The following is a 26743-nucleotide window of genomic DNA, read 5'->3' on the forward strand; positions in this document are numbered from 1 at the left end:
GATCAACTCCGTATGTGTACTAGGCGAGATCGCCGAATTCGCTGTCGATGAACGCGAGCACTTCCGCCGCGGAGGCCGTCTGGAGCGAGGAGTCCTCGCCGCCGCCGTCCGGCGCGGAGCCGGCCTCGGCCTTGCGCAGGATCCGGCGCAGTCGTGCGACGACTTCGTCGTGGGCGCCGTCGACGGGGCCGAGCGCCTCGACGCCCGCTTCGAGCCGTTCGAGTTCGCCCAGGACCTGGAGCACCGGGTCGTGCTCCGGCGGCGCGGCGAGTTCCAGCAGATGCGCGGTGAGCGCCGCCGGGGTGGGGTGGTCGAAGACCAGGGTCGCGGGGACGGTCAGGGAGGTGGCCGTCCGCAGCCGGTTGCGGAGTTCGACCGCGGTGAGCGAGTCGAAGCCGAGCGTCTTGAACGCCTGGTCGGGGTCGATGTCGTCGGCCGAGCCGTGACCGAGGACGCCCGCGGTGTGCTCGCGCACCAGATCCAGTACGAGCCGGTGCCGCTCGGCGGGGGACAGCGCGGCCAGCCGCTCCGTCAGCGTCCGCGCGTCACCGGGCGTCCCCGTGGTCGGGGCCGTCGTGCCGGTGGCCGCCACGCGCCGCACGCGGACGAGTTCCCGCAGTACGGCCGGGACCGGCTGGTGCGCGGCCCTGGCCCGCAGTCCGGCCAGGTCGAGCCGGGCGGGCGTCAGCGCCGGGATACCGGTGAGCAGCGCGGTGTCGAACAGCGCGAGGCCGTGTGCGGAGTCGAGGGGGGCGACGCCGGCCCGGCTCATCCGCTGCCGGTCGCGTTCCGCGAGGCGCCCGGTCATCCCGCTGGCCTGGTCCCACAGTCCCCAGGCGAGGCTGCTCGCGGGCAGGCCCCGGGCGTGCCGGTGCTCGGCGAGCGCGTCGAGGAAGGCGTTGGCGGCGGCGTAGTTGCCCTGGCCGGCCGCGCCGAGTGTGGCCGAGGCGGAGGAGAACAGGACGAACATCCGGGGCGCCAGGTGCGCGGTGAGCCGGTGCAGGTTCCAGGCGCCGCGCACCTTGGGGTGCAGTACGGCGGACAGCCGCCGCCGGTCGAGCGCGGACACCACCCCGTCGTCGGTGACGCCCGCGGCGTGGACGACTCCGGCCAGGCGGTGGTGCGCGGTGAGCGGTTCCAGGAGCCGTCGTACGGCGTCCTCGTCGCCGGCGTCGCAGGCCTCGACCCGTACCTCCGCGCCCATCTCGGCGAGGTCGGCGCGCAGTTGCCGCACTTCGGGCGTGTCCGTGCCCCGGCGTCCGGCCAGGGTGACATGACGCAGTCCGTGCTCGGTGACGAGGTGCCGGGCCAGCAGGGTGCCCAGGGTGCCGGTGCCGCCGGTGATCAGGACCGTCTCACCGGCCTCGAACGGGACGGACCCGGCGGGGACGGTCAGGACCGCCTTGCCGGTGAGGGTGGCCTGGCTCAGCACACGGAAGGCGTCCGTCGCGTCCCGGATGTCCCAGGTGGTGACGGGCAGCGGGGTGAGCGCGCCGGACTCGAACAGCTCGACGAGATGGGCGAGGATCTCGGCGATGCGGTCCGGGCCCGCCTCCCCCAGGTCGAAGGAGCGGTACCGCACGCCGGGGTGGTCGGCGGCGACGCGTTCGGGGTCGCGGGGGTCGGTCTTGCCCATCTCGACGAACCGGCCGCCGCGCGGCATCGCGCGCAGCGAGGCGTCGGTGAACTCGCCCGCGAGCGAGTTCAGTACGACGTCGACGCCCGCGCCGCCGGTCGTCTCGCGCACCAGGTCCGCGAAGTCGAGCGTCCGTGAGGAGCCGATGTGCGCGCGGTCGAGACCGGTGTCGAGCAGGGTGCTCCACTTCGGTTCGCTCGCGGTGCCGAACACCTCGGCGCCCAGGTGCCGGGCCAGCTGCACGGCGGCCATCCCGACCCCGCCGGCGGCGGCGTGCACGAGCACCGATTCGCCCGCGCCGAGCCCGGCCAGGTCCACCAGGCCGTAGTAGGCGGTCAGGAAGGCGACCGGGGTGGCGGCGGCGGTCTCGAAGGACCAGCCGTCCGGTATCCGCGCCAGCACGCGCCGGTCGGCGACCGCGGTGGGCCCGAACGCCCCGGCGACCATGCCCATCACCCGGTCCCCGGGGGCCAGCCCGGTGACACCGGGTCCCGTCTCCAGGACGACGCCGGCGCACTCGGTGCCGAGGTCCGCCCGGCCGGGATACATGTCGAGGGCGATCAGGACGTCCCGGAAGTTCACCCCGGCGGCGTGTACGGCGATCCGCACCGTGCCCTCGGCCAGGGGCGCCGCGGCGTCCGGGCACGGCACGAGCGCCAGGTGGTCCAGTGAGCCGCGGCCGGTGCTGTCCAGCCGCCACGGGCCGGGGCCGGGCGGCACGGTCAGGGCCCGGCCGGTCTCCGGACGGGTGAGCCTGCGGGCGTACAACGTGCCCTGCCGGACGGCGACTTCCGGCTCGCCGAGGCGTACGGCCGCGGTGAGGTGGGCCGGGTCCGGGGCGGTGGTGTCGAAGTCCACGAGGGTGATGCGGGCGGGGTTCTCGGTCTGGGCGGAACGGACGAGGCCGGCGAGGGTGGACTGGGCGAGCGCGGCAGCGGCGGTGTCGACGGGGGCTTCGTGCCCGGCGTCGACGGGGGCCGCGTCCGCGTCCGTGGCGTCGACGGGGGCCGCGTATGGGGTGGCGACGGGGGCCGCGTGCCGGGTGCCGATCACGAGGTGGCTGTCGGTCAACCGGTCGTCGGCCAGCCACTGCTGGAGCAGGTCGAGGGTCCACTCGGCGGAACGCCGGGCCGCCTCGGCGGGGTCCCCGGTGGTCAGCGGGCAGCGGGCGAGGACCGGGCCCGGCGTCTCCTTGCCGTCCGCGAGGGCCGCCGCGTACGCCGCGAGGTCGGGGTGGGAACGCCAGGCGCCCGCCGACGGCTCGCCGAGCAGCACGCACTCGACGGTGTCCCGCGCCGTGTCGCCCGTGTCGCCCGTGACGTCCAGCGGTATCCAGCGGGTGGCGAACAGCGCGTCGTCGGGTGCCTGGGTACCGGCGCGCAGGCGGTCCGGGGACAGCGGACGCAGGACGAGCGAGCCGATGGAGACCACCGGCCGGCCCGCGGCGTCGGCGGCGTCCAGGGTGACGGTGCCGTCCGCGGCCCGGACCAGCCGGACCCGCAGCAGATCCGCGCCGACGGCGTGCACCCGCACCTCGCCCCAGGAGAACGGCAGCCGGGCCGATCCTGGCTCGTCCGAGGCCTGGGCGGCGGGGCCCAGCGCGTGCAGCGCCGCGTCCAGCAGGGCGGGGTGCACGCCGAACCCGGCGCCGCTCTCGTCGGCGGGCAGGCTCACCTCGGCGAAGACCTCGTCACCGCGCCGCCAGGCCGCCCGCAGTCCCCGGAAGAGGGGCCCGTAGGCGAAACCGGCGTCGGCGAGCCCTTCGTAGAACCCGTCCATGGGAAGGGGTTCGGCGCCCGGCACCGGCCATGCGTCGAGGGCGGGGCCGGGGGGTGCCGCCGGGGTGTCCGACGCGTCGGCCGGGGCCAGCAGGCCCTCGGCGTGCCGGGTCCAGTCCGTTCCCTCGTCCTCGGTGTCCGGCTGCGCGTACACGGCGACCGGACGGCATCCGGTGTCGTCGGGCGCACCGAGCACCACGCGCAGCCGTACCGCCGCGTCCTCGGCGAGTGCCAGTGGCGTGGCCAGGGTCAGCTCCCGTATCCCGCCGCAGCCGACGCGGTCGCCCACCCAGCCGACGAGGTCGACGAACGCGGTGCCCGGTACGAGCACCGTGCCGAGGACCGTGTGGTCGCCGAGCCACGGATGTGTCGCGAGGGACAGCCGGCCGGTGCACAGCACCCCGTCCCCCTCGGGCGACGGGAGCCATGCCGTGAGCAGTGGGTGTCCGGCCTCGGCCAGTCCGGCCGCGGCCAGGTCGCCGGCGCCCGCGCTCGCGGCGGGCCGCGGCCAGAAGCGCCTGCGCTGGAAGGCGTAGGTCGGCAGCTCCGTGGTGCGGGCGCAGGCGAACGGGGTCGTCCAGTCGACGGCCGCACCCGTCACCGACGCGGTGGCCAGCGCGTGCAACAGCGTGGCGTCCTCGGGGCGTTCGGGGTGCAGTACGGGCACGCACACGGCGTCGGCACCGGTGTGGTCGAGGGTCTCCTCGGCCATCGCGGTCAGCGCACCCCGCGGACCCAGCTCGAGGAACCTGTCCACACCCCGCGCCAGCACCGTCGCCACACCATCGGCGAAACGAACGGCCTCCCGCACATGCCGCACCCAGTAGGCGGGAGTGGTGAACTCCGCGCCCGCCATCCCACCCGTCACATTCGACACCACCGGGATACGCGGCGAACGGAACTCCACCGCGGCGAGCGTCTCCGCGAACTCCGCCAGCATCGGCTCCATCCGCGCGGAGTGGAAGGCGTGACTGACCGCCAACTGCTTGGTCCGCCTGCCCTGTTCGGCGAACGTCCGGGCCAGCGCGGTCACCGGCTCCTCATCACCGGACAGCACCAGCGAACGGGGCCCGTTCACCGCAGCCACCGACACACCCTCGGGAAGGTCGGGCAGCTCGTCCTCGGCCGCCTCGACGGCGACCATCGCACCGCCCTCCGGCAGCGCCTGCATCAACCGGCCCCGCGCCGCCACGATCCGGCACGCGTCCGCCAGCGACCACACCCCCGCCACATACGCGGCCGCCAGCTCGCCGATCGAATGCCCCAGCAGCACATCCGCGCGCACACCCCACGAGCTCACCAGCTCGAACAGCGCCACCTCCAACGCGAACAACCCGGCCTGCGTGAACACCGTGCGGTCCAACGCCGGCGCGTCGGTGAAGACGACCTCCTTCACCGGCCGCTCCAGCAACAGATCCAACTGCGCACACACCCCGTCGAACGCAGCCGCGAACACCGGGAAACGCTCGTACAGCTCACGCCCCATACCCAGACGCTGCGCACCCTGACCGGTGAACAGGAACGCCGTCCCGCCCTCCCCGGCCACACCCCGCACCATCCCCGCGGCACTCGCACCCTCCGCCAACGCGGCCAACTGGACCAGGAAGTCCTCCCGCTCCCGCCCCGTCAGAACAGCCCGGTGCTCCAGCCCCGCACGCGTCCCCGCCAGGGAGTAGCCGACATCCGCGACGGTGAGATCCGTGGCTGCCACATGGTCGGCAAGTCGCCGGGCCTGCGCCCGCAACGCCTCCTCCGACCGCGCCGACACCACCCACGGCACCAACAACCCGTCATCCGCAGGCGCGGTCACCGGTTCCTCGACCGAAGGCGCCTGCTCCAAAATCACGTGCGCGTTCGTGCCGCTGATCCCGAACGCCGACACGCCCGCCCGACGCGGCCCGTCCGTCTCCGGCCACTCCCGCCCCTCCGTCAACAGCTCCACCGCACCCGCGGACCAGTCCACCTCCCGCGACGGCTCATCCACATGCAACGTCGCCGGCAGCAGTCCGTTCCGCAGGGCCAGTACGGACTTGATCACACCCGCCACACCCGCGGCCGCCTGCGTATGACCGATGTTCGACTTCACCGAACCCAGCCACAGCGGACGGTCCGCCGGACGGTCCTGACCGTACGTCGCCAGCAACGCCTGTGCCTCGATCGGGTCGCCGAGCGACGTCCCCGTGCCGTGCGCCTCCACCATGTCCACGTCCGCCGCCGACAACCCGGCCGAAGCGAGCGCCTGCCGGATCACCCGCTGCTGCGACGGACCGTTCGGCGCCGTCAGACCGTTCGACGCACCGTCCGAGTTCACCGCCGAACCCCGCACCACCGCCAGCACGTCATGGCCGCGACGCCGCGCCTCGGACAGGCGCGTCAGCACGAGTACGCCGACGCCCTCGCCCCAGCCCGTGCCGTCCGCCCCGTCGGCGAACGCCTTGCACCGGCCGTCCGGGGCCAGGCCCCCCTGCCGCGCGAACGCGTCGAAGGCGTCGGGGGTGGCCATGACCGCCACGCCGCCCGCGAGGGCCACGTCGCATTCGCCGCCCCGCAGTGCCTGCGCCGCCAGGTGGAGCGCCACCAGGGACGACGAGCACGCCGTGTCCACGGTCAGCGCCGGGCCCTCCAGCCCCAGGACGTAGGCGATCCGCCCGGACAGCACGCTGCCGACGGCTCCGGTGAGCGCGTAGTCCTGGCCTCCTTCGAGTGAGGTGAGCAGGGTGCCGTAGTCGTGGGAGCCCGCGCCGACGAAGACGCCGGTGCGGCTGCCGCGCAGCTTCAGCGCGTCCACGCCCGCCCGCTCCAGCGCCTCCCACGACGTCTCCAGCAACAACCGCTGCTGCGGATCCATCGCCAGCGCCTCACGCGGCGAGATCCCGAAGAACCCGGCGTCGAACTCGGCCACGTCCGGGAGGAACCCGCCGGTCTGGGAGAACGCGGCGTCGGCGGCGACGCTCCAGCCGCGGTCGGCGGGGAAGTCCCCGATTCCGTCCTTGCCCGCCGCGATCAGGTCCCAGAGCTTCTCCGGCGAGGTCGCCTCACCGGGGAACCGGCAGGCCATGGCGACGATGACCACCGGATCGTCGGCCTCGGCCGCCGTGGGCGCCACGGACCCCGCGGACGTCGGGAGCGCGTCGCCGCCGAACAGCCGCGTCCGCAACTCGACGGCGGCCGCGAGCGGCGTGGGGTGGTCGAAGACGAGCGTGGCGGGCAGACGTACGCCGGTCGCGGCGGTGAGCCGGTTGCGCAGGTCGACGGCGGTCAGGGAGTCGAAGCCCAGGTCCTTGAAGGGCTTCGACGGGGTGATGGCCTCGGCGCCCCGGTGCCCCAGCGCGAGGGCGGCGGCGGTCCTGACCAGGTCGAGGAGTTCGCGTTCGCGTTCGCCGTCGGTCGACCCGGCCAGCCTGGCGGCCAGTTCGGACTCTCCGGCGGCCGGATCCGTCGTGGCGGCGCGGGCGGCCTCCGGGATGGCGTCGATGAGGGGGCGCGGGCGGGCCGCGGTGAACGTCCCGGCGAAGCGCTCCCAGTCCATGTCGGTGACCGTCAGCGTGGTCTCGTCGTGGTCGAGGGCCTGCTGGAGCGCGCCGATCGCCCGGTCCGGGTCCATCGAGCGCACCCCGCCGCGGGCGAGGTCCCGCGCCAGGTCGTCGTCGACCATCCCGCCGCCGGCCCAGCTGCCCCAGGCCACGGAGGTGGCGGTGAGGCCGCGCCTGCGCCGGTCCGCCGCGAGCGCGTCGGCGTACGCGTTGGCGGCCGCGTACGCGCCCTGGCCCGCGCTGCCCCAGATCGCGGCGCCGGAGGAGAAGAGGACGAACGCGTCGAGGTCGTGACCGGCGAGGAGTTCGTCCAGGTTGCGGGCGCCGGCGGCCTTCGCCGACATGACGTCCGCCAGCTCGGCGAGGGTGGTCCGGTCGAGGGTGGCGGTGCGGTTCACGCCCGCGGTGTGGACCACGGCGGCGACCGGGAACTCGTCCGGCACCGTGTCCAGGGCCGCGGCGAGCTGGGCGCGGTCGGCCACGTCGCAGGCGGCGACCGTGACCCGGGCGCCCAGCGCGCGCAGTTCCGCTACCAGGTCGTCGGCGCCGTCGGCGGCCATACCGCTCCTGCTGGTCAGCAGGAGGTGTCCGGCGCCCGCGTGGGCGAGCCAGCGGGCGACCCGGGCGCCCAGCGCGCCGGTGCCGCCGGTGACGACGACCGTGCCGTCGGGCCGGGGCCGCCAGGAGCGTCGCGCCGCCGTCCCGTCCAGGGGAGCACGGACCAGCCTGCGCACATACAGCCCGGCGGGGCGCAGCGCGTACTCCTGCTCGTCCTCGCCCGCGGCGAGCGCGGCCCGCAGCAGTCCGGCGGCGCGGTCGTCCAGTTCGGCGGGCAGGTCGACGAGTCCGCCCCAGGCGGCGGGGTTCTCCAGGCCGGCGACCCGTCCGAGGCCCCACAGCTGGGCCTGGCCGGGCGCGCGGACCTGGTCGGAGCGTCCGGTGCCGACGGCGCCCCTGGTCAGACCCCACAGCGGCGCGTCGATCCCGGCCTCGCGCAACGCGGACAGCAGGGCCACGGTGTCCGCGACGCCCACCGGTACGACGGGATGGTCCGGGTGCGGCCGGTCGGCCAGTCCCAGCAGGGACACCACGCCTGTCCACGGGCCCGCCGGTATCGGGCCGTCCGGCGAGGTGAGCTGGGCGGTGACGCTCGCGCCGAGCGCCGTACGCGCCCACCGGGCGGCCTCGCCGTCCGGGTCCGCGGTCACCAGCAGCCAGTCGCCGGTCAGGGCGGCCAGGACCGGGGCGGTCACCGGGGTCCAGGAGACGCGGTAGCGCCAGCTGTCGACCAGCGCCGAGTCCTTGCGCCTGCGGCGCCAGCCGGACAGGGCGGGCACCAGGTCGTGCAGGTCGTGCAGCGACTCCCCGTCGGGGAGGGCGAGTTCGGCGGCGACGGCGGCCAGGTCGCCGCGGTCCACGGCCCGCCACAGCGGCGCGTCCTCCTCGGCACCGCCGGTCGTGGCGGCCGCCGTGCGGGGCTCCGGCCAGAACCGGCCGCGCTGGAACGGGTAGGTGGGCAGCTCGACCCGGCGGGCGCCGCTGGTGCCGAGCACGGCCGTCCAGTCCACGGGGGCGCCGCGCACGAACGCCTCGGCCAGGGAGAGCGTGAACCGCTCGGGGCCGCCGTCGTCCCGGCGCAGGCTGCCCACGGCGGCGGCGGTCGTGCCGGTCGCGTCGACGGCGTCCTGCACCGCGGGGACGAGTACCGGGTGCGGGCTCATCTCCAGGAACACGTCGTGGCCCTGGGCGAGGAGTTCCTCGGTGACCGGCCCGAACAGCACGGGCCGGCGCAGATTGCGGTACCAGTAGTCGGCGTCCAGGCCCGTGGTGTCGAGCGGGCCGCCGGTCGTCGTGGAGTGGAAGGGGATGTCCCCCGGGCGCGGTGCGACACCGGCCGCCAGCTCGGTCAGCTGCCGCTCGATCCGCTCCACCTGGGCGGAGTGGGAGGCGTAGTCCACGGGGATGCGGCGGGCCCGTACGCCCTCGGCCTCGCACTCGGCGAGCAGTTCGGCCAGCGCTTCCGGTTCGCCGGACACGACGGTGGAGCGGCGGCTGTTGTTCGCCGCGACACAGATCCCGCCGTTCCAGCGGGCGATGCGTTCGGCCGTGTCGGCGGGGGACAGGGCCACGGACACCATGCCGCCGTGCCCGGACAGTTCCTCGGCGATCAGCCTGCTGCGCAGCGTCACGAGGGCGGCGCCGTCCTCCAGGGACAGTCCGCCCGCCACGCAGGCGGCGGCGATCTCGCCCTGAGAGTGTCCGACCACGGCGGCCGGCTCGACACCGCAGGCACGCCACAGGCCGGCCAGTGACACGCTCACGGCCCAGGACGCGGGCTGCACCACGTCGACCCGGTCCAGTCCGGGTGCGTCCTGCGTCTCATGGATCACCTCGGTCAGCGACCAGTCGGTCAGCCGCGCCAGCACCTCGGCGCAGCGGTCCATCCACTGGGCGAACACCGGCGACGACTCCCACAGCCGCGCGGCCATGCCGGCCCACTGGGCGCCCTGGCCGGGGAACACGAAGACGACCCGGCCGCGGGTGTCGGCGGTGCCGCGCACCACCCGCGGGTCCCCCGCGCCGCCGGCCAGCGCGCCGAGCCCCGCCGCGAAGTGCGGGGAGCCGTCACCGATGAGTACGGCCCGCTCCGGCCAGGTCGCCCTGGTCGTCACGAGGGACCGGCCGACCTCGGCGGGCGCCGCCTCGGGCAGCCGTGCGCTCAGCCGGTCCGCCTGGGCGGCCAGCGCTTCTTCGGACTTGGCGGTCAGCACCCAGGGCACGGAGGGGGAGTTGAGGAGCGGTGGCAGTACGGCGGGCCGGGCCGGCTGCGGTGCGGGTGCCTGTTCGAGGATGACATGGGCGTTGGTGCCGCTGACACCGAAGGCGGACACGCCCGCGCGTCGCGGCCGGGCGCCGGTGGCGGGCCAGGGCCGGGTCTCGGTGAGCAGTTCGACCGCGCCCTCGGTCCAGTCGACCTTCGGGGTCGGCCGGGCGGCGTGCAGGGTGCGCGGCAGCTGTCCGTGCCGCATCGCGGACAGGGTCTTCAGCACTCCGGCCATCCCGGCCGCGGCCTGGGTGTGCCCGATGTTCGACTTCACGGAGCCGAGCCACAGCGGCCGGTCGGCCGGCCGGTCCCGCCCGTACGTCGCCAGCAGCGCCTGCGCCTCGATCGGGTCGCCCAGCCGGGTCCCCGTACCGTGCGCCTCCACGGCGTCCACGTCCGAGGGCACGCAGCCGGCGTCGGCGAGCGCCTGGCGGATGACCCGCTGCTGCGCGGGCCCGTTGGGCGCGCTGAGCCCGTTGGACGCGCCGTCCTGGTTGACCGCGGTGCCGCGCACCACGCCCAGCACGTCGTGTCCCAGCCGGCGGGCGTCGGAGAGCCGCTCCAGGAGTACGGTGCCCACGCCCTCGCCCCAGCCGGTGCCGTCCGCGTCGGGCCCGAACGCCTTGCAGCGCCCGTCCGCGGAGAGGCCGCGCTGCCGGGAGAACTCCACGAAGATCTCCGGGCTGGACATCACGGTCACCCCGGCGGCGAGCGCGAGGTCGCACTCGCCCGCGTTCAGCGCCTGGACGGCGAGGTGCAGTGCGACCAGCGAGGAGGAGCAGGCGGTGTCGACGGTCAGCGCGGGTCCTTCGAGCCCCAGGGTGTAGGCGATACGGCCGGAGAGCACGCTGGACGCCGTACCGGTCAGCACATGCCCCTCGACCTCGGACTCGCCGAGCAGGGTGGCGTAGTCCTGGCCGTTGGAGCCGACGAAGACGCCGGTACGGCTGCCGGCGAGCGAGGCCGGCACGATGCCGGCGCGCTCCAGCGCCTCCCACGAGGTCTCCAGGAGCAGCCGCTGCTGCGGGTCCATGGCCAGCGCCTCGCGCGGCGAGATCCCGAAGAACGCGGCGTCGAAGTCCGCCACGTCGGTCAGGAAGCCGCCCTCACGCACATAACTGGTGCCGGGGTTGCCGGGGTCCGGGTCGTACAGGCGGTCGAGGTCCCAGCCCCGGTCGGCCGGGAAGGGGCCGATGGCGTCGCCGCCGTCGAGGACGAGCTGCCACAGCTCCTCCGGGGTCGTGACGCCGCCGGGGAACCGGCAGGCGGCCGACACGATCACGACCGGGTCGTCGTGGGTACGGGCCGGTGCGACCCGTTCCTCCCCGGCGGTGTTCGGGCCGGTTCCGTCCAGGCCTGCCGCCAGGTGTTCGACGAGCCTGCCGGGGGTCGGGTGGTCGAAGATAAGGCTCGGCGGCAGCCGCCTGCCGGTGGCCGCGGCGAGCCGGTTGCGGAACTCGACACCGATCAGCGAGTCGAACCCGAGCGCCCGGAAGGTCGTGTCCTCCCGCACCCGGTCGGTGGGCGGCAGCCCGAGGACGGCGGCGACCTCGGTGCTCACCAGGTCGGCGAGTGCCTGGCGCAGCGCGTCGCCGGTCAGCCCGCCGAGCCGGTCCGTCTCCGCCGGGGCGCCGGCGCGGCCGGTCTCCCGCTCCTCGATGCGCCGTACTTCGGGGACGCCGGTGAGCAGCGGGCTCGGCCGGCCGGGTCCGAAGCCCGCCGCGAACCGGTCCCAGTCGACGTCGGCGACGGTCACCGCGGTCTCGCCGTCGTCCATGACCTGCCCGAGCGCGGCCAGGGCGGCGTCCGGGGCGAGGGGGACGAGCCCGGTGCGGGCCAGTTGGCGCCGGGCGGCCTCGGTGTCGGCGGCCATTCCGGCGCCGGACCAGGAGCCCCAGGCCACCGCGGTCGCGGGCAGGCCGAGCTGGGCCCGGTGGACGGCCAGCGCGTCCAGGTACGCGTTCGCGGCGGCGTAGTTGGCCTGCCCGGCCAGGCCCACGGTGCCCGCGAAGGACGAGAACAGCACGAACGCCGAGAGGTCCAGGTCCCGGGTGAGCTCGTGCAGGTGCCACGCCCCGGTCACCTTGGGTCCGGCGACGGCGGCGAACCGGTCGGGGGTGAGGGAGTCGAGCACGCCGTCGTCCAGGACGCCCGCGGCGTGTACGACACCGGTCAGCGGCCGGTCGGCGGGCAGCCCGGAGAGCAGCTCCGCCAGGGCGTCCCGGTCGGTCACGTCGCACGCGGCGACCGTCACCTCGGTTCCCGTCTCGCGCAGCCGCGCCGTCAGTTCCGCGGCTCCGTCGGCGTCGGGGCCACGCCTGCTGGTGAGCAGCACATGCGCGGCTCCGGCCGCCGCCAGCCACTGCGCGAGGTGCGCGCCGAGCGCCCCCGTGCCGCCGGTCACGAGCACCGTGCCGTCCGTACGCCAGGGGCTCGGCCCGGCGGGGGCGGCGTCGGCCCGCGTACCGGCCCGGCCCAGCCGCCGCGCGAACAGGCCGGCGGCACGGACGGCGACCTGGTCCTCGCCGCTTCCGCCCGCCAGTACGGCGCACAGCCGGGTCCACGCCCGGTCGTCCGGTACGGCGGGCAGGTCGACGAGCCCGCCCCAGCGCTCCGGGTGTTCCAGCGCCGCGACCCGGCCCATCCCCCACAGCTGCGCCTGCGCCGGCGCGGCCAGCGGGTCGGAGGGGCTCACCGACACCGCGCCCCGGGTCAGACACCACAGCCGGGCGCCGCCGCCGAGATCGGTCCACGCCTGCACCAGCACGGCGGTCGCGGCCACGCCCGAGGAGAGCGAGCCGGCCGTCCCGAGCAACGACACCACTCCCCCGGCGTCCTCGCCGAGCGCCGCGCGCAGGGTGTCCGCGACGTCGGCGCGCTCGGGTCCGGCCGGGTCGACCTCCACCACGACGGGCCGCGCGCCATGGTCACGCAGTGCGGCCGTCACACCGGCCACGATGTCCTCGTACGACCCGGATGCCGGTACGACGACGGCCCAGGTGCCGCTCAGCGAGGGCCGGGGGCCGTCGGGCACGGACGCCCACGCGGTGCGGTAGCGCAGTGGGTTCGCCGGGGGCGCGGACGACGGTGCGACCGGCTCCAGCCAGTAACGGCGGTGCTGGAAGGCGTAGGTGGGCAGCTCGGTTGGGCGGGCACCGTACGGAGCGAAGAAGGCGGGCCAGTCCACGGTCAGCCCGGTGGCGTACAGGCGGCCGACGGCGGTCACCACGGTCCGGGTCTCGGGCTGGTCGCCCCGCAGCGCGGGTACGGCGGCCACGTCGCGGCCGGCGTCGTGGGCGGTGTCGTGGGCGAGTGTGGTCAGGGTGCCGTCCGGACCGAGTTCGAGGTACCGCCGGACGCCTGCGGCGTGGGCCGCGCCGACCCCGTCGGCGAAACGGACGGCTTCCCGGACGTGCCGCACCCAGTAGGCGGGGGTGGTGAACTCGTCGCCCGCCATCTCACCCGTCACATTCGACACGACGGGGATGCGCGGCGGACGGAACTCCACGGCGGCGAGCGTCTCGGCGAACTCCGCCAGCATCGGCTCCATCCGCGCCGAATGGAACGCGTGACTGACCGTCAACTGCTTGGTCCGCCTGCCCTGTTCAGCAAACGCTTGCGCGAGCGCGGTCACCGGCTCCTCATCGCCGGACAGCACCAGCGAACGGGGCCCGTTCACCGCAGCCACCGACACACCCCCGGGAAGGTCGGGCAGCTCGTCCTCGGCCGCCTCGACGGCGACCATCGCACCGCCCTCCGGCAGCGCCTGCATCAACCGGCCCCGCGCCGCCACGATCCGGCACGCGTCCGCCAGCGACCACACCCCCGCCACATACGCGGCAGCCAGCTCGCCGATCGAATGGCCCAACAGCACATCCGCGCGCACACCCCACGAACTCACCAGCTCGAACAGCGCCACCTCCAACGCGAACAACGCGGGTTGGGCCCACTCGGTCCGGTCCAGGCCCGCACCGCCGAACACGACCTCCCGCAGCGCCCCGGGCAGCAGACCGTCGAAGGCGGCGCACACCTCGTCGAAGGCGGCCGCGAACACGGGGTGGGCGGAGTACAGCTCACGGCCCATGCCCGCGCGCTGGGAGCCCTGCCCCGAGAACAGGAACGCCGTCCCGCCCTCCACCACCACACCGGCCGGGGTCCTGCCCTCGGCCAGCGCGTCCAAGTGGGCCAGGAATCCGGCCTCGTCCTCCGCGACCAGCACCGCCCGGTGCTCCAGCCCGGCACGCGTCACCGCCAGCGACAGACCCACGTCGGCCGGCCGAAGTCCACTCTCCCGTACGTGGTCGGCCAGGCGCCGGGCCTGCGCCCGCAACGCCTCCTCCGACCGCGCCGACACCACCCACGGCACCAACAACCCGTCATCCGCAGGCGCGGTCACCGGTTCCTCGACCGACGGCGCCTGCTCCAGAATCACGTGCGCGTTCGTGCCGCTGATCCCGAACGCCGACACGCCCGCCCGACGCGGCCCGTCCGTCTCCGGCCACTCCCGCCCCTCCGTCAGCAGCTCCACCGCGCCCGCGGACCAGTCCACCTCGGGGGTCGGCTCGTCCACGTGCAGGGTCTTGGGCAGCAGTCCGTTCCGCAGGGCCAGTACGGACTTGATCACACCCGCCACACCCGCGGCCGCCTGCGTATGACCGATGTTCGACTTCACCGAACCCAGCCACAGCGGACGGTCGTCCGGACGGTCCTGGCCGTACGTAGCAAGCAGGGCCTGCGCTTCGATCGGGTCGCCGAGCGACGTCCCCGTGCCGTGCGCCTCCACCATGTCCACGTCCGCCGCCGACAACCCGGCCGAAGCGAGCGCCTGCCGGATCACCCGCTGCTGCGACGGACCGTTCGGCGCCGTCAGACCGTTCGACGCACCGTCCGAGTTCACCGCCGAACCCCGCACCACCGCCAGCACCGGACGCCCGTCCCGCACCGCGTCCGACAGCCGCTGCACGGCCAGCATCCCGACACCCTCGCCCCAGCCCGTGCCGTCCGCTCCGTCGGCGAACGCCTTGCACCGGCCGTCCGGGGCCAGGCCCCCCTGCCGCGCGAACTCGGCGAACATGCCCGAGGTCGCCATCACCGTGACACCGCCGGCCAGGGCGAGATCGCACTCGCCGCCCCGCAGTGCCTGGGCCGCCAGATGGAGCGCCACCAGGGACGACGAGCACGCCGTGTCCACCGTCAGCGCCGGGCCCTCCAGCCCCAGCACGTAGGCGATCCGCCCGGACAGCACGCTGGGCGCCGTACCGGTCAGCACATGCCCGTCGGCGTCGGAGGTCTCGTGCAGCCGGGGCCCGTACTCCGAGGGGCTGGCGCCGACGAAGACGCCGGTGCGGCTGCCGCGCAGCTTCAGCGCGTCCACGCCCGCCCGCTCCAGCGCCTCCCACGACGTCTCCAGCAACAACCGCTGCTGCGGATCCATCGCCAGCGCCTCACGCGGAGAGATCCCGAAGAATCCGGCGTCGAACTCGGCCACGTCCGCGAGGAACCCGCCCTCGCCGGGGAAGTCCGCGGCGAACTCCCAGCCGCGGTCGACGGGCAGCGCGGAGATCGCGTCGCCCCCGGCGGCCACGAACCGCCAGAGGTCCTCGGGCGACCGGACGCCGCCGGGCAGCCGGCAGCCCATACCGACGATCACGATGGGGTCGTCGTCGTGCGCGGCGGCGGCCGGCGGGCTCACCGGGCCTGCGTCCGTGCGCTCCGCCCCGTCGGCCTCGAGCCGGCGCGCGAGGGCGTCCGGCGTCGGGTGGTCGAACAGCAGCGTGGTGGGCACCCTGCGGCCGGTCGCCTCGGTGAGGCGTTCACCGAGTTCGGCCAGCATCAGGGAGCTGAAGCCCAGTTCCCTGAACGCCTCGTGCGTCGCGACGTCGTCCGGGGACGCGTGGCCGAGCACCTGGGCCGTGGCGTCACGGACGAGTTCCAGCGTCGTACGGTCGCGGACGAGTTCCGGTGTCGTACGGTCGCGGACCGCGGGGGCGGGCTCGCCATCGTGCCCGGCGTGCCCCGCCTGCCCCGCGCGCCCCGCCTGCCCCGCGTGCCCCGCCTGCCCCGCGTGCCCACCACCGTTCACCACGGGCCGGGACGCGCTCGCCGAGGGCTCCGGCAGCCAGTGCCGCCTCCGCTGGAACGCGTACGTGGGCAGCGGTACCCGCCGTGCGCCCGCCTCGGTGGCCGTCCGCTCCCAGTCCATCGGTACGCCGCGGACGTACAGTCCGGCGAGCGCGGCGAGCAGCGCCTCCGGTTCGGTCCGGTCGCGGCCGCGCAGCAGGGGCACGCACACGGTCCCGGCATCGCGCAGGCAGTCCCGTGCCATGGCCGACAGCACCCCGTCGGGGCCCAGTTCGAGCAGCGTGGTCACGCCCTGGTCCTCGAGGAGGCGCACCCCGTCCAGGAAGCGCACGGCGGCACGGGCGTGCCGTACCCAGTACTCCGGTGAGCGGGCGTCGGCCTCGGTGAGCAGGGTGCCCGTCTCGTTGGAGACGATCGGGATCCGGGGCGCGCCGAAGGTCAGTCCGGCGGCGATCCGGCGGAACTCCGTGAGCATCCCGTCCATGTGCGGGGAGTGGAACGCGTGGCTGACCCGCAGTCGTTTCGTCTTGCGTCCCCGGGCCGCCCAGTGCGCGGCGACGGCCAGTACGGCGTCCTCGTCACCCGCGATCACCGTGGAGGCGGGGCCGTTCAGCGCCGCCAGGGTCACCGACTCGGAGACGAACGGTGCCAGCTCGTCCTCGGTGGCCTGGACCGACACCATCGCGCCGGTCGCCGGCCGGTCCTGCATCAGCCGGCCGCGGGCGGCGACGAGCGTGCAGGCGTCCGCCAGGGAGAGGACTCCGGCGACGTGCGCGGCCGCCAGTTCACCGACCGAGTGACCGAGCAGGAACCGCGGTGTCAGGCCGCAGTGCTCGGCGTACCGGAAGAGGGCGACCTCGACGGCGAACAGGGCGGGCTGGGTGAACTCGGTACGGTCCAGGAGCGCCGCCTCGTCGGAACCTTCCGCCGCGAACAGCACGTCCCGCAGCGGCCGTCGCAGCCACGGGTCCAGGCTCGCGCACACCTCGTCCAGGGCGGCGGCGTACTCCGCGGACGTCCGGTACAGCTCGGCGGTCATGCCGGGGCGCTGGCTGCCCTGCCCGGTGAAGACGAACGCGAGCGCGCCCGGGGAGACCGTGCCGCGCACGAGGTCCGCGCCGGGTGTGCCGTCGGCGAGCCGGGCGAGACCGGCGGACACGTCCTCCCGGTCCGCGGCGAGCAGTACCGCGCGCCGGGCGAGCGGGGCACGGGCGGCGGCCAGCGTGTGGGCGACGTCGCGCAGGGGGAGGCCGGGGTGCGTGTCGAGGTGGTCCCGCAGCTTGCGTGCCTGGGCGCGCAGCGCCTGTTCGTCGCGGCCCGAGACGAGCAGCGGGGCCGGTGTCCCGGCGGGCCTGATCCCGGCCGTGGCCGGCCGAGCGGCGGCGTCGTACCCCGCGGGTTCGGTGAGCACCACGTGGCAGTTGGTGCCGCCCATGCCGAAGGAGCTCACGCCCACGACCAGCGGCCCTGCCTGCTCCGGCCAGGGTGTGAGTGCCGTGTTGACGCCGATGCCGAGCTCCGCCATGGGGATGGCCGGGTTCGGGGACGCGTGGTGCAGGGTCGCCGGGATCTCCCGGTGGCGCACGGCCAGTACGGCCTTGAGGAGGCCGGCGATACCGGCGGCGCCTTCGAGGTGGCCGATGTTCGTCTTGACGGAGCCGACCAGCAGCGGCTGCCCGGCCGGACGCCCGGCGCCGAGAACGGCCCCGACGGCGGCGGCCTCGACGGGATCGCCGGTGGGGGTTCCGGTGCCGTGCAGCTCCACATAGCCGACGGCGGCCGGGGAGATTCCGGCCTGTTCGTACGCGGCGGTCAGCACCGCTTCCTGGCCGGCGCGGTCCGGGACGGTCAGCCCCTCGCCGCCGCCGTCGTTGTTCACCGCGCTGCCCGCGAGGATGCAGTGGATGTCGTCGCCGTCGGCGATCGCGTCGGCGAGCGGCTTGAGTACGACGACGCCACCGCCCTCGCCGCGCACATAGCCGTTGGCCCGCGCGTCGAAGGTGTAGCAGTACCCGTCCGGGGAGAGCGCCCCGAACCGTTCCACGGCGACGGTGGAGTCCTCGGCAAGGATCAGGTTCACCCCGCCCGCCAGGGCCACGGAGCACTCGCCCCGGCGCAGGCTCTCGGCCGCCAGATGCACCGCGACCAGCGACGACGACTGTCCCGAGTCCACGGTGAAGCTCGGTCCGCGCAGGCCCAGCGTGTAGGAGACGCGGTTGGCGATGATGCCCCGGTTCAGACCGGTCGTCGTCTGCGGGGTGGCGGCGTCGGCGCCGGCGGCGCGGGACAGCGTGGCGTAGTCGTCGGCGATGGCGCCCACGAAGACCCCGGCGCCGCTGCCGCCGAGGCGGGCGGGCGGGATCCCGGCGTCCTCGAGCGCCTCCCAGCTCAGCTCAAGGACCAGCCGCTGCTGCGGGTCCATCGCCGCGGCCTCGCGCGGGGAGATCCCGAAGAAGCCGGCGTCGAACTCGTCGACGGAGTCGAGGAATCCGCCCCGCCGTGGCGCGTACCGCCGGTCCCCGGGAGCGGCACCGACGGCGTCCTCGCCATTTCGGAGGAGAGCCAGGAACTCGGCCGGTCCCGCCGCACCCGGCAGCCGGCACGCCATTCCCACCACCGCTATCGGCTGAATGGATCGCGCCCGGAATTCAGCGGCCTCTGCCTCGGACCCACCCGCCATGTGTTTCCCTTACCTCACTAGGAAAATGCGAAGCGCGCTCAAGCGGCGCGATGGCCGCAGTTCATTTCGAATATCCGAGTCCACCGCCCCTAGCCTCAACCACTACCCGACCCCTTAGGGCCGGTCCGGCGGCAGTGCGGGACAGGGGTCCGGCAGCTCCTTGACCCCGTAGAACCCGACCCCGTCCCGGAACCGCAACTCCTCGAAGGAGGCCGCCAGTCGCAGCCCCGGGAGCCTGCGCAGCAGTGTCTCCAGGGCGATCTGCGGTTCGGCGCGGGCCAGCGACTGGCCGATGCACTGATGGATCCCGAACCCGAAGCTCAGGTGGCTGCGGGCGTCGCGCCGCAGGTCCAGCTCATCGGGGTCGGTGAACGCCCCCTCGTCGCGGTTGGCGGTGGACAGCGTGCACAGCACGCCCTCCCCCGCCCTGATCGTCTGCCCGCCGACCTCCACGTCCTCCAGGGCGACCCGCCCCCGCCGTTCCGCACGATGGTGAGCTCGTGCCCGGCGAGCAGCAACAGCAGGCCGGCGCCCGCGACTTCGTCGGCGGGCAGTTCACGCTGGTCAACAGGTGGCTGATGAGCCCCTCGTCCGGTTCCCGCTGCTTCTCGGCCGTGAGCCGGTTCATGTACACCGGGGACACCGGCGAACACCGGCGAAACACCGGTGAACACCGGGGAGGTCGGCGCCGATTCGGCCGACGGAATTCAGGAATGCACGACGCGAAATGCACGACGCGCATTCGGTGCTACGGAAGGGCCGCAGTTCCCACCGAATATCCGAGCGCGCCGCCCCTAGCCTCAACCACTAAACAACCCCTCACAGCCGCCACACGGGTCACCACCGCCCCACAGGGCGACCGCCGCCACACAGGGCGTCCTCAGCCCGCGACAGCGTCCTCAGCCCGCGACGGCCGAGGACGCCATGGCCATGGCCGGTGTCCCGGCGCCGAGGTTCGTCCCGGCGAGCAGATCGCCCAGGTCGGCCCGGTTGCGCACCCCGAGCTTCCGGTAGACGCGGGTGAGGTGCTGCTCGACGGTGCTCTTGGTGATGAACAGCTTGCGCCCGATCTCGCGGTTGGAGTGGCCGAGCGCGGCCAGGGCGGTGACCCGCCGCTCCGCCGCCGTCAGGCTCGCGGAGCCCTGCTCCTCGCCCGTCAGCCCGTCGGGGTCGCCCTCGCGGTCGGGCACCTCGTCCCGGAAGAGCTTGCGGAACAGCGCATCCCCGCCGCAGGCGTCGGCGACGTTCCTGGCGTGCCGGGCCGTCATCCGTGCCTTCGCGGGCGCACCGACGTGGTCCAACGCCTGGCAGCGATCGGCCAGGGCACGGAGGAGTTCCACCTGGTCGCCGCAGCTCTCCAGCAGGTTGACCGACTCGCGCAGCAACGCGGGACGCCGGCCGGGTTCGCCCGTGGCGGCGAGCAGGCGCAGGGCCACTCCGCGGGCCCTCGCCGTACTGCCGCCCGGCCGCCCGAGCTGCTCCCGCACCAGCGCCCGCGCCTGACCGGGGTTGCCGAGGGCGAGCTGCGCCTGCGCCGCGGAGGTCCGCCACGGAAGGAACGTGGGCACGTCCATGCCCCACTCCTTCGCGAGCCCGCCACAGGTCAGGAAGTCGTCGAGGGCGGCGGCCGGGCGGTCGACGGCGAGGTGGTAGTGGCCCCGGGCGTGGGTGTAGAGGAGTCCGTGGCGGGTGCGGAACATACCGTCGGGGACGGCCTGGTTGAGCCAGGCCCCGGCCACCCCGCTCATCCCCGACGCCGTGGTGGAGTGCACCAGTGCGGCCAGCGGGGAGCCGACGGCCACCCCCCAGCCGGGCAGCGAGATGGCCGAGAGGGCGCTGCGCGCGTACTGTTCCACGGCGGGCAGCGCGCCCTGCCTGAGCGCGATCTCCGCCCGGATGCCGGAGAGGATCGCCACCGACGTGCCCGTCGAGCGGGTTCCGGCCTGCTGGAGCAGCCCGTCGCACCAGAACGCCGCGCGGTCCGGACGCCCCGCGTAGACCAGGGCCAGGAGCGCCGCCTCCAGGGCCTCGACGACCGTCTCGCTGTACCGGCAGCCCCGCAGGATCTCCTCCGCCATGGCGACGGTGTGGTCGTCGGGGCCCTCGGTGAGGACCTTGCCGAGCACCTCGCCGGCGTAGGAGGCCGGGCTCACCCGGCGCAGGCGGGGCGTGCGCGGCCTCGTGGGGTTCGAGGGGCCCGGGACGCTCGCCTCCAACGGCGGACAGGAGTGGCGCAACCAGTGCCGTACGAAGTGGAGTTCGGCCTCCACGCCGGGTTCGCCGGCATCGCCGGCCGCGGCCAGCGTCGAGAGGCTCTCCACGGCCTCAGGGAAACGGTCCTGCCAGGCGAGGTGCTTGACGATCCAGGCGGCGTCCCCGCTCCTGAGGTCGCCCCGCCTGAGCGCGGCGACGAGTTCGTCGAGCCACGGGCTCACCAGCCGGGGGTCGATCTCCCAGCCGATCTTCACCCGGGCCATGACGACGGCGGCGCGTTCCTGTTCGGTCGTCGCGCTCTGTCCGGCCAGTCGCAGGCAGTCGAGGCTGAGTTCCTCCCGCCCTTCCTGCATGGCCTTCTCCGCGGCGGCGAGCAGGGTGCGGCCCGCCCAGGGCTCGGCGACCGGGGCGGCGAGGAGATGCCGCGCGACGACGGTCGCCGGCGCTCCGTCGCCATGGAGCAGCCGGGCGGCGCGGCGGCGCAGTTCCGCCCTGGTCTCCACGTCCACGTGCTCCAGCAGGGCCTTGCCGACGAGGGCGCTGCGGAAGGTGCCGCCCGCCAGCAGGCCCGCCGTGTCCAGCGCCGTCATGACCTGGTCGACGGCGTCGGCCCCCCGGTCGACCAGACAGGCCACCCGGGCGGGGGTCGCCGACTCGCCGAGTACGGCGAAGCCGCAGGCGACGTCGAAGAGCACGGGCTCGTCGCGGTAGGCCCAGGCGAGGGCCGCCTTGGCGAAGGCGGCACTGGCGGCGGGCGCGGCGGACACGGCGGACGCAGCGGACGCAGCGGACGAGGCAGACGCAGCTGACGAGGCAGAGGAAACAGAGGGGACAGTAGGGACAGAGGGGACAGGTGAGAGCCGGTGCGCTGCCCGGTGGTCCGCCAGCAGCGCGTGGACGAGGAGCGGGTTGCCCCCGCTGATGGCGTGGAAGTCCGCCGCGAGGCGCGGTACCCGGTCGCTGCCCACCTGGGCCGAGACCACCTGGGTGACACCGTCCCGGGACAGGGGCAGCAGTCCGAGGCGGCGGCACTGCGGATGGCGCAGGAGTTCGGCCTGGAAGGACGGCGGCAGCGCGTCGGGCCCGGTGGGTTCGGTGAGCACCATCATGACCGGGGCCGTCCGCAGCCGTCGTACGAGGTACCGCAGGAACCGCAGCGAGGCCGCGTCGGCGAGCTGCGCGTCGTCGACGGCGATCACCGTCGGCCGGCGCCGGAGCTCCTGGCACAGCGCGTCGAAGAGCCGGTCCGCGTCGAGCCCGGGACCGGCGTCGCGGCTCCCGATCGCCCGGGCCAATCGGAATCCGGCGCCCAGCGGACCGGTCGGCGGGAAAAGCTGGCCGACGACGCCGAACTCGGCCTCGGTCTCGGCGGACGAGCCCGCGGCGGCGCACACCCGGGCGCCGGATTCGGTGGCCTTCCGCAGGAACGCGTCGAGCAGTGCCGTTCTGCCGACTCCCGGCCCCGCGTTGACGAGGACCACACCGCCTTCGCCCTGTCCGGCACTCGCCAGCACATGCGCGAGCCGCGCCATTTCCTCGGTACGCTCGAATATTTCCAAAAGGTCGCCGGAATCCGCCAGTTCCACTCGTTCTCCCCGCGTTGGCACAGAATCTGGGATTGCTTTTCTCAACCGCTCCAGTAATGCTGTTTCAGCCGTTTCGACACTATCCGGCGCCACCCCGGGGACCAACCCCTAGGTTTTCCCACCCCCCTAACCTCACCCCCGGCGGTTTCAGACCTGCACACCCGCGCGGGCTTCGGCCAGCAATTCCTCACGTCCGTTTATCTTTAGCTTTCGGTAAACTCGGGTAAGGTGTTGCTCCACCGTACTCATGGTTATGTAGAGTCTTACCGAGATCTCACGGTTCGTATATCCGCTGGCGGCCAGGCCGGCGACCCGGCGTTCGGACTCGCTGAGATGTCCCCAGTCGGCGTTCCGTTCGGGTCCCTCGCCGAAGAGTTCCCCCGACGCCCCCGCGGCGTCGGGCGAACCGATCCGGTCCCGGGGCGGCTGCGCCCCGCAGCTCTTCGCCAGTTGCCGCGCCCGGCGCAGGACCATCGCCGCCTGCCGGGTCTGCCGGGTCTCCCGGTGGGCGTCGGCCAGGTCGAACAGGGTGCGCGAGAGCTCCAGCCGGTCGTCCGCGCGGCTCAGCTCCACGACGGCCCGGTTGAGCAGCCCGAGCCGGGCGGCGGGCTCCGACGCGAGCCCCTGGAGGCGCAGTGAGATGCCCTTGATGCGCGGGGCGCCGTCCTGCACCATGGCCAGCTGCTCGGTGGCCAGCCGCAGCCCCTGCTCCCGCTCCCCGAGGCGCAGCAGCGCCTCGGCCGTGTCCGTGCGCCAGGGCAGCAGGGCGGGCCAGTCCGTGCCCCACCGCTCGGCGAGGCGGCCCACCTCGTGGAAGTCACGCAGCGCCGAGTGGTACTGCCGGGTGGCCATGTAGTAGAGCCCGCGGGCCCGCAGATAGTCGAGCCAGTGGATGGTGTCGGGCAGCGAGTCCGCCATGGGCCGGCTCAACTGCCGTGCCGCGTCCTCGTACTTGCCCCGCGCGATCTGGACCGTCACCAGGTACGAGACCGCGCTGCCCTCCAGGGCCGACCGGTGCCGTTCCGGCAGGACCGCGAAACAGCGGCGGGCGTCCCGCTCCGCCTCGGCCAGATTGCCGCCGCGCAGGGCCCCCTCGGCGCGTACGGCCGCGAAGACCGCCTCCCAGCCCGGCGCGTCGCGCCGCTTCGCCTCTCGCAGGAACGTGTCGCACCAGTGCAGGGCCCGCTCGACGGCGCCGAGCGCGAGCAGCGTCCAGACCGCGTTGAGTACCAGGTCGAACGTGGCGTCGGTCAGGTGTGTGATCTCCAGCAGGCCCTCGGTGCCCGCGATGCGCTGGGCCAGCAGCGCGGCGTGCGACCCACTGAGCCAGGCGCGCAGGCCGGTGCCCGCCCGGCCCGTCGACGGCCGCCCGGCGGGGTTCTCGTGCCAGGCGGCCCGGGTGCCCGCGCACCACGCGCCCCGGTTCAGCACGCTGTCGCGGATCTCGGCGAGCTGTCGCCGCGCGGCTGTGCGGTCGGCGTCGCCGTCGCCCGGCCGCCGTCCCTGCTCCAGCACCGAGCGCGCCTGTTCCAGCCGTCCGTGGGCCAGCAGCAGCGCGGCGAGGCCGCCCGTGTCCGACGGGGTGAGCAGGCCGGCCCCGAACCCCCGCAGCGCGTCGTCCACATGGCGTTCGGCGTCGGCCGCGCTGACCCGGCGCGTGACGGAGCCGAGCCTGATCTTGATCTCGGTACGGCCCCGCGGGTCCGCGCTCGCGGCGTGGGCGAGTTCGAGGTACGACACGGCCCGCCGTGCCTCGTCCGCCAGCAGGGCCTGTTCGGCGGCCTGCTGGAGCACGCCCACCGCCCAGGCGCCGTCGGCCTGTCCGGCCTCGTGGAGGTGTTCGGCCGCCAGGGCCGCCGGTGCGCCGGAGGCGTGCAGCAACGCCGCGGACCGCTGGTGCAGCCGGAGGCGGTGCGACGGCTCCAGGGAGTCCAGGACCGCGGCCTTGGCCGCCGGGTGCTGGAAGGACGTGCCGACCACGATGCCGGCGGCCCGCAGCGCGCGCAGGTTCTCGGTGAGCGCCGCGGCGGAGATGTCGAGTAAGCGGGAGAGCAGTTCATGGGTGAACGCCCCGCCCAGCACGGCGAGTCCGGCGGCGACCTCGTGTGCCTTCTCTCCGCCGCGGTCCAGACAGGCGAGGACCGCGCGGCCGTACGCCTGCCCGGCCCGGGGCCCCACGTCCTGGGCGTCGACGGTGTCGTCGGGCTCGAGGCGGGCGTCCTCCAGGAGGGCTCGCAGCAGCAGCGGATTGCCGCCGCTGACCGCGAAGTAGCGCTCCACCGTGCCCTGACCGGCGTCCGCGCGTCCCTGCTCGGCCAGCATGTCGGCGATGTCCTGACGACAGAACCTCGGCAGCCGTATGTGTTCGAGGTTCGGCTGCCTCAGCAGTTCCGCGCCGAAGGTCCGGTCCGCCGGACCGCCGGCGAGCGACTGCGTGAACGTCAGCAGCACCGGCACGTTGCGGCAGTGCCGGGCCAGATGGAGCAGCTGGCGAAGGGAGTCGGCGTCCCCGTGGTGGATGTCGTCGACGGCCACCACCAGGGGCGCCCGCTGGGCGAGGGCGCGGACCTCGGTACAGAAGGTCCGCATCAGTTCGTACCAGGCGGCGTCGCGGCGTGCCTTGTCCCGGCCCTCCGTGGAAATCATCCGGGCCGCCGCGTCGCTCATCGTGTGAAAGCGCCGCACGAGGTCGTCCGGGAAAGGAGCCCCGTTGACCAGACTCCGGAGCACACTCAGCGGGGTGTTTCGTTCCTCGGCGATCGCCGTGGCGCGCAGAGCGATCAGGCCGAGCGATTCCACATGCCGTACGAGATCCTCCAGGATCTCGCTCTTGCCGCACCCGGCCGCCGACTCGACGAGTACGGCCCGTGATCTACCGGTGGAACGAACTGAAGAATAGGCCGCGCGCAGTCGATCTATTTCTTGACCTCGCCCAATCAGCACCATGAATCGCGAAACACCCCGCATCGATCCGACCTAAAACCAGAAGTTGCAGCGTGCAGCAGGAGACGGGAGGCACCGAAAGGCTCCGGAAATACCATTTGCCACTCCCCCGCTTTCACCCTCCAAACACTCAAAACCTGAACGAGTCAAACATCAGTGAGCAACTACTGTCAATGTGTGAAAAAATTCAGCCACTCAACGGTCAAAAATCGGCCAACACCGCAACCGCGCAGGCCGGAGCCCACACCTGTGCAGGTCGGGAGGGTGCGGACGGGTGCGGGGCCCACAGGGTTCACCGAGAAATGTCACAGCCTTCGACCGATGCGCCACCGTTCCGCAATGAGCCCGGAATCCCGCCCGAAAGGAAAGGAAACAAAAAGGCACGGAATACAGGAAGCGCACCGAATGCGCGCTCGGCCGGCCGGTCGTGTGGAATCCCGAAAAGGCGCCCGGGCATGGGCCCGACGTGACGGGGCGCGCCACCGCGTCCTCGCGGGGGCGTGACGCCGGACTCCCGGATGTACCGTTCCCCGATTCAGGAGCAACTCGTGCCGGGCCGGCTCGCACCGGCGGCACACCGCCCGCCGCTCGACACTGAACGGGGACCACCTGGGCCCGGACCGGGCCCTGCGCGGAGACCGTGGTGCGGCCCGAGCCGCACCCGGCGAGTGCTACGAAGCGACGGACGAACTGACCCGGGCGATCTCCTCGATGACGCGTGGAGCCTGGTCATTGAGGTAGAAGTGGCCGCCCGGATGGCTCCGGAGCTCGAAGTGACCGGTCGTGTGGTCCGCCCAGGCCTGCGCCTCATCGAGGCTGACCCGCGGATCCTCCACCCCGAAATGCGCGTGGATCGGCGCCGTGAGCCGCGCCCCGCCGGCGTACCGATAGGTCTCGGCCGCCTTGTAGTCGCTGCGGATGGCGGGCAGCACCATGCGCAGGATCTCCTCGTCCCCGAGCACCTCGGACCGCGTCCCGCTCAGCGTCTTCAGCTCGGCGATGATCTCGTCGTCGCCGCGCAGATGCACGCTCTCGTCACGGTGGCGCGAAGGAGCCCGCCGGCCCGAGGCGAACAGCGCGAGGGGCACGATGCCCTTCCGCTCCAGCCGCAGGGCCACCTCGAACGCGAGGGTGGCCCCCATGCTGTGGCCGAACAGCACCAGCGGCCGGTCGGCCAGGGGCTCCAGTACGGCCGTCACGGCGTCGGCCAGCTCGGCGATGTTGTCGATGCACTTCTCGTGGCGCCGGTCCTGCCGCCCCGGGTACTGGATGGCGAGTACGTCGACGCCGGGAGCCAGCGCCTTCGAAACGGGCAGGAAGTACGAGGCGGATCCACCAGCGTGTGGGAGGCAGACGAGCTTTGTGGCCGCGGTCGGCGCCGGGTGGAACTGGCGGACCCACAGGTTCCCGTCAACGCGGTTGGCACTCACCATAGAACCTTTCGTGCTACAGGTGGCCCATGGGCTGT

At 74.1% G+C, this 26743-nt stretch carries 4 protein-coding genes and 1 pseudogene; all 5 read right to left on the bottom strand.

Translation table 11 applies throughout. The features are described 5' to 3' along the window. Positions 1 to 19: 19 nt before the first annotated feature. Positions 20 to 18466, bottom strand: coding sequence for a type I polyketide synthase (locus GTY58_RS39610; RefSeq protein WP_193427513.1), 18447 nt, complete (start codon positions 18464 to 18466; stop codon positions 20 to 22). A gap of 180 nt (positions 18467 to 18646) precedes the next feature. After that, a pseudogene (locus GTY58_RS15220) lies at positions 18647 to 19003 on the bottom strand (cytochrome P450); the annotation flags it as partial. A gap of 428 nt (positions 19004 to 19431) precedes the next feature. Further along, on the bottom strand, positions 19432 to 22332 hold the full coding sequence (locus tag GTY58_RS15225; protein ID WP_137865244.1) for a LuxR family transcriptional regulator: 2901 nt from the start codon (positions 22330 to 22332) through the stop codon (positions 19432 to 19434). A 147-nt stretch (positions 22333 to 22479) separates the two neighbouring features. After that, a complete protein-coding gene (locus tag GTY58_RS15230) occupies positions 22480 to 25278 on the bottom strand; it encodes a LuxR family transcriptional regulator (RefSeq protein ID WP_159029021.1) in 2799 nt (932 codons plus the stop codon). Between the two features lie 668 nt (positions 25279 to 25946). After that, positions 25947 to 26708: an alpha/beta fold hydrolase gene (locus tag GTY58_RS15235; RefSeq protein ID WP_037648927.1), complete on the bottom strand. Its 762-nt coding sequence runs from the start codon at positions 26706 to 26708 to the stop codon at positions 25947 to 25949. Between the last annotated feature and the right edge of the window lie 35 nt (positions 26709 to 26743).

The organism is Streptomyces sp. SID5469 (assembly GCF_009862865.1).
GTDB classification, from domain to species: Bacteria; Actinomycetota; Actinomycetes; order Streptomycetales; family Streptomycetaceae; genus Streptomyces; species Streptomyces avermitilis.

What these genes read in the sequence shown, in the direction of transcription:
- GTY58_RS15235 (WP_037648927.1), bottom strand. Translation starts at nt 26,708, where the DNA reads ATGGTGAGTGCCAACCGCGTTGACGGGAACCTGTGGGTCCGCCAGTTC.
- GTY58_RS15230 (WP_159029021.1), bottom strand. Translation starts at nt 25,278, where the DNA reads ATGGTGCTGATTGGGCGAGGTCAAGAAATAGATCGACTGCGCGCGGCC.